The organism is Moorena sp. SIO3B2, from assembly GCF_010692525.1.
Classification (GTDB): Bacteria; Cyanobacteriota; Cyanobacteriia; order Cyanobacteriales; family Coleofasciculaceae; genus Moorena; species Moorena producens.
The window spans coordinates 1-5,554 of the sequence record NZ_JAAHHE010000382.1 but is presented as its reverse complement, the minus strand read 5'-3'; the positions used below and the strand labels follow the sequence as shown (position 1 = coordinate 5,554).

The 5,554-nt window shown below is 43.4% G+C and carries 3 protein-coding genes and 1 pseudogene; 3 read left to right on the top strand and 1 reads right to left on the bottom strand.

What is annotated here, in order from left to right; all coding sequences use genetic code 11:
- From F6K38_RS34195 to F6K38_RS34185, 3 genes and pseudogenes are all read left to right on the top strand, one after another.
- Positions 1-281: pseudogene (locus F6K38_RS34195) on the top strand (family 10 glycosylhydrolase); the annotation flags it as partial.
- Between the two features lie 631 nt (positions 282-912).
- Entirely contained in the window at positions 913-1,548 is a 636-nt protein-coding gene (locus tag F6K38_RS34190; protein ID WP_287359536.1) for a hypothetical protein, read from the top strand.
- 113 nt (positions 1,549-1,661) lie between these two features.
- Positions 1,662-2,396, top strand: coding sequence for a hypothetical protein (locus F6K38_RS34185; RefSeq protein WP_287359534.1), 735 nt, complete (start codon positions 1,662-1,664; stop codon positions 2,394-2,396).
- Positions 2,397-2,675: 279 nt separating this feature from the next.
- Here the strand turns inward: F6K38_RS34185 and cobN are convergent.
- A partial coding sequence (gene cobN, locus F6K38_RS34180) for a cobaltochelatase subunit CobN (RefSeq protein WP_287359533.1) occupies positions 2,676-5,554 on the bottom strand: 2,879 nt, incomplete at its 5' end.

Genomic DNA, 5,554 nt, shown 5'->3' with positions numbered 1-5,554 from the left:
ATCTTTGTCATCATAATCCTTATTGGGCTAAAAAATATTTTGCTGCCGACTGGCCAAAATGGAATGTAGATCGAGTTTTTATTCAAGCTTATAATGATAAAAATTTTACCAAAGAAGTAGATTATGCTGAAACCTATGATGGAATTGCTATTTCCGATCAACAATTCCATCGATTGCCAGAAATAGTGGCTAATAACAAAATTAAGGCTATTTTAGTGTTTCCTAATGGAACAAATCCAGAAGACGTAGCTTCTAAGTTAAAGCAATTTTCTGTTAAATAGACTTACAGGATTTTGCGATTGGGTGAGGTTTTTAGGGAACAGGGAACAGGGAATAGGGAATAGGGAATAGGGAATAGGGAATAGCGATGGGCTGCATCAAGACAGGGCATCAGGATAAACGCATCTTATTTTGAAATGCCTAGTGGATATGAGATTGAGCCGATAAGTATTTATGCTTATTAATTTTGAAATCGCTTCTGAGTAAGGCTTCTAGAATTTAGATGCGTTTGCCCTGGGATAGAAGTGGGTTTGATTCTTAATATTTACTTTATTAATTAATCTATTTTTAGATTGTACAGTATTACAGTATACAGTTTGCTTATGCATGAGGGGGTGACATTGCTCCTGAAAAACTTACTATATAAGGTTTTGAGGTCAATGATATTAGCCTTGATACAGTCCCAATTGACCTTCCTTTGATTGTCTTGATGCAGTCGCTCATGGCGCATGGCTCTGTGTGCGGAACCTGCATCGCTAAGTAACTTATGGGCTGAAATTATTACCCAGTAAGGATTTTAGCTTGCCTGTCTCCCCCCAGTGCTTAGGCAAATATTTCTTACAATTAATCAATTACGGAGGAAAGATGGCCGCAACAATCAATCATTACACATCTGCAAGCGCAGCTGACAGGGTGTCTTACGATGCTTTTTTATATGAATGGTACTTGAAAACTGGGTCTCTTGATGTGGGAGATAGAAGTGCCAGAGGTGTCGGTGCTACCGAAATTGGTGTTGGTGCTACTGTAATCGGTGCTATTTGTGGTGTCGTTGGTTTAACTGGTAAGAAACAAAAATCAGGGGAGATGGAGATAGAGATACTTAATTATACTCCCTATTCTCTTGCTCCATACAACGTGAGTACCAAAGATTTTGGTTTTTGCCAAGTTCCCCGCATCATGGCATCCGGAGAAACCTCAACTGTCAAAGGAAGTCGAGATAGTGAATTCGTGAACGGTAGTAGCAATGTTACTCTACGTCTTTTTATTGGTAATAGTTCCAGCAAATGCATACAAGTGGCAATAGAAATTAAATTAACTTCAGAGGGTCGATGGCAGATCCGTAACTATTCTATAGGCAGTAATGCTCTGGACAAATATTTTTTAGCAGAGGAAGACGGCGAGAAGTTACAGTACGTCTGCTACCACGCACACGATGCAAGCATGCCATCTTTTAGTTTTAATCTGCAACCTATTCGCTACTCATCAGGGGGTAAAGTCAAGTTACTCTTTCTTCCCACCGTTAATGAAAAGCCTTACTGGTGGTATTAAGAGCAAGTTGAGTATCGATCTCCACTAACAAGAAGGTAACAACAACTGTTGAATTTAAGTTGTCACCCATAACCATTAAGTAAAAGTTAAGCAATAGTTGATGAGGAAATAAGATGAGTCTGAACACATGGATTGAAACAACTTACGGACAATTTTGTGTATTCGTTAATGATGATGCGGCAAAAAAAGCCCTGGCGCCATTGAACGAATACACTGAACGGATTAATGGAGATTACAGTAGCTTTATATCTCAAGGGACCCAAAGTTCATCAACAATTGACAAAATTGGTGCTGGAGCAAGCGTTGTAGGGGCAATTGCTGGCATTGCTGGTCTGGCATCATCTGGTCAGAATAATGAGGACACATTGGAAATTGAGGTTATCAACTATCTCTCTAATATGGTCACCCCATATGAATTTAAAACAACCAGGTGTTGTATAAGGGAATCACCTCGGTGTATCCGGATGAAGGATCATAGTCTGATGAAATTTAGTTGGGCTGATGGTTTTAACGATGACAGTGAAGTAACGGTTAGTTTTAAGGTTGGTCCTTTTACGCTTGATTTGGAGAAAGGCAGCGGTTTTTCGTCAGGTATTCCAGTAGAGTTAACCTTAGGATATGTGAGCGATGATAGCTATTGGCAATTGAAGTCCGTTACGGTTGACGGTGTAAACAGCGGAAGTATGCATTATCAAAGTAGTAGTAAGCTTCTGTATTGCGTTAGTTTTACTAGACGAGATGAGACAACGCACGGCTGGGAACGATTCAACGTTTTTTATCATGAAGTTCAATCAAAGACGGCAAAAAGCTATATTGCCTTCACCCCAATCACCCCAATTGGAGGCTAATCGCAAGCAAAATTAGGCGTTGCTTAATAATGGAATGATTTGAAGAGTTTTGTGGAATGGGCATCCTGCCCGTTCCTGATCTTTTTGCGCAGGCATCCTGCCCACTCTATTCGCGCGGGCAGGATGCCCACTCTATTGGCGCAGGCAGGATGCCCACTCTACTTATATTCATGGGAAGATTCAGCAACGCCTCTATTTTCCCCATATCCGGTCACCCTACACCTGGTCACCCTGTCTAGTTTTTAGCCTTGTTGTGACCCCCTCAGCTATATTCCGATGCTATACCATGCCAAAATTTTCTCCTTCAATAACTGCTTCTGCTTCTAATGCGATCGCTCTCAATTTCTCTAAGGTCTCTGGTGCAACTGACTGCCACAATCCCCGCTGATTGGCTTCCAGTAAGCGTTCTGCCATATCTCGCAATGCCCATGGATTCTTTTGTTGGACAAACTCTTGCACGTCTGGGTCAAATAAATACCCCTGAGCTACTCCTTGATACATATGGTCTGCGACACAATTAGCGGTAGCATCATAGGCAAACAAATAATCTACTGTTGCTGCCATTTCAAATGCTCCTTTGTAACCATGGCGCATAACTCCCTCAATCCACTTAGGATTCACTACACGAGAACGGTACACTCGGGCAATCTCTTCCTTGAGCTGTCGAACTTTGGGCTTTTCAGGGATAGAATTATCACCAAAGTAGGTTTGAGGATTTTTGCCAGTCAACCCCCGCACCGCTACAGTTAACCCCCCCTGAAACTGGTAATAATCATCTGAATCGAGTAAATCATGTTCCCGATTATCCTGATTGTGTAATACAACTTGCATCTGTTTGAGGCGCTGCTCAAAGGCTTCTGGGGCTCCCTTGGGGGAAGATGAGCTGTAGGCGTAACTACTCCAGTTAATGTAAGCGCGAGCTAAATCCTGCTCATCTTGCCAGTTTTGAGATTCAATCAAACCCTGTAACCCGGCACCATAGGCTCCTGGTTTCGATCCAAAGATGCGGTAGTGCGATCGCATTTGGGCTTGGGACTGACTCAACCCTACCTGTAACCAAGAGTCTGTTTCCTGTTTCACCTGGGCTGCGAGAGGATTGTCTGATGGTGATTCATCCAGGCTTGACACAGCAACTACTGCATTGTGAAATAGGTCGATTAAATTGGGGAAACTATCTCTAAAGAAGCCAGAGATGCGCAGGGTCACATCCACTCGGGGACGTTGTAACACAGACACTGGCAAGATTTCAAAGTCTACCACCCGCCGTGAGGACCCATCCCAAATCGGTCGCACTCCCAACAACGCCAGGGCTTCGGAAATATCATCTCCACCGGTACGCATGGTAGATGTGCCCCATACCGAAATCCCTAGGGTTTTGGGATACTCACCATTTTCCTGGGTATAGCGCTCCACTAGCACTTCAGCTGCCTTTCTGCCCACATCCCACGCTGTTTCTGTGGGTATGGCACGGATATCAACAGAGTAAAAATTGCGACCTGTGGGCAGAACATCCGGTCGTCCTCTAGTCGGCGCACCAGATGGCCCACTGGGTACATATCTGCCATCTAATCCCCTTAACAATTGGGTGAGTTCCTGATTAGTTTGTTGCAGTGCTGGTAACAGGCGATCGCGTATCCAATCTAATTCTTGTTTTGTTGTTTTACTAATCGGTAATCGGTAATCAGTAATTGATAATGGGGAATTAGTGATGATTTGTTCTACTAATTCAGATGCTTTTTCTTCCAATACTTCAACCAAATCACCAACAGTATATTTCCCAGTATAGCATTTATCTATTCCCTGTTCCCTTTCTATACTGCTTGTTGCTATATCTTTTACAGTTGAAAAATCTTCCGTTAGGGGGTCAAAATTCCAACCCAAATCCTGAGCCAAAGCACGAGTTAAGCCGATGCGATTCTTTCCTGGATGACGAGCAATTGCTACTATTAAATCCTGCAATTTACGTCCTTGGGGACATTGACTAAAGACATGTAAACCATCTCGAATTTGAGCTTCTTTCAATTCACAAAGATAAGCATCAATTTGATTAGTAATTTCCGATTCTCCAGCTTCGATGTCATCTACTGCAATCCCCAAATCTTCGTGTAAATGCTCGTCAAGGATAAGTTTAACAATACGATCGCGAATAATTGGTAACCGAGACAAATCCAAACTCTGCGCTTCATAATACTCATCCACCAATCCCTCCAACTGTTGCAGAGGACCATAAAGTTCAGCACGAGTCATGGGAGGGGTTAAATGATCAATAATCACCCCTTGAGCGCGACGCTTTGCTTGAGCTCCCTCCCCGGGATCATTGACAATAAATGGATACAAATGAGGCATGGCTGCCAACGCTACTTCTGGATAACAGCACTCTGATAAGGCCACACTCTTACCCGGTAACCACTCCAAATTCCCATGCTTGCCTACATGAACAATCGCTTGGGCACCAAAACACTTCCGCAACCAATAATAAAATGCCAAATACCCATCAGTTGGTTCCAAATCGGGAGCATGATAATTCAAAGCTGGGTCAAGATCATAACCCCGAGAGGGTTGAATCCCTACAAACACATTTCCCAACTGAATCCCTGAAATGGGAAATGCTGACATCTCTGTTATCTCTCGGTTGCCATCTTTGTTGTCATTACCGTTAAGATCAAACTCTCCCCAACGCTCACGGATTCCCTTTTGAACCGCTATCGGTAACTCTTGAAAATAGTCCCAATACTCTTGCCAACTTAACTGTTGTCGGACCAAACGTAACTGCCATCCTTCTGGATCATTGGTCACCCCAGCGGTCAACCACTCAATCAACTCATCCCCAGTTTCCGGAATCTTCTCAACCCAATACCCAGCATCCCGTAACCCTTTTAAAATCTCTACACAACTGGCCGGGGTATCTAATCCTACGCCATTGGCCAGCCTGCCATCTCGATTGGGGTAATTAGCTAAAATCAGAGCAACTTTTCTCTGATTCGGTAGGGTTTGCCCTAACCGTAGCCAATTCATGGCTAAATCTGCTACAAACTGAATGCGATCGCATACCGGCTCATAAACCACCACATCCGTTTCCAGAGCAGGATTCCACCGTTGCGCCGACTTAAAGGAAATCGCACGGCTAATAATTCGCCCATCCACTTCCGGCAACGCCA

What these genes read in the sequence shown, in the direction of transcription:
- F6K38_RS34185 (WP_287359534.1), top strand. Translation starts at nt 1,662, where the DNA reads ATGAGTCTGAACACATGGATTGAAACAACTTACGGACAATTTTGTGTA.